The organism is Acinetobacter sp. 826659 (assembly GCF_000588515.1).
Lineage (GTDB): Bacteria > Pseudomonadota > Gammaproteobacteria > Pseudomonadales > Moraxellaceae > Acinetobacter > Acinetobacter pittii.
The window spans coordinates 1-308 of sequence record NZ_JFYD01000040.1; the positions used below are offsets into that span (position 1 = coordinate 1).

The 308-nt window shown below is 63.0% G+C and carries 1 protein-coding gene; it reads right to left on the reverse strand.

From position 1 onward, the window contains the following. A partial coding sequence (locus J663_RS18545; RefSeq protein WP_033851470.1) for a hypothetical protein occupies positions 1 to 308 on the reverse strand: 308 nt, incomplete at both ends.

Genomic DNA, 308 nt, shown 5'->3' on the forward strand with positions numbered 1-308 from the left:
GATCATCATCATCGTCGTCATCACGGCTGCGGCCACGGCCTCGTCCGCCTGAACGGCCTCCGCGATCGTCATCATCATCGTCATCACGGCTGCGACCTCGGCCTCGGCCACCTGAACGGCCACCGCGATCGTCATCATCATCATCATCATCATCGTCATCACGGCTGCGGCCACGGCCTCGTCCGCCTGAACGGCCTCCGCGATCGTCATCATCATCGTCATCACGGCTGCGACCACGACCTCGTCCGCCTGAACGGCCTCCGCGATCGTCATCATCATCGTCATCACGGCTGCGACCACGACCTCGT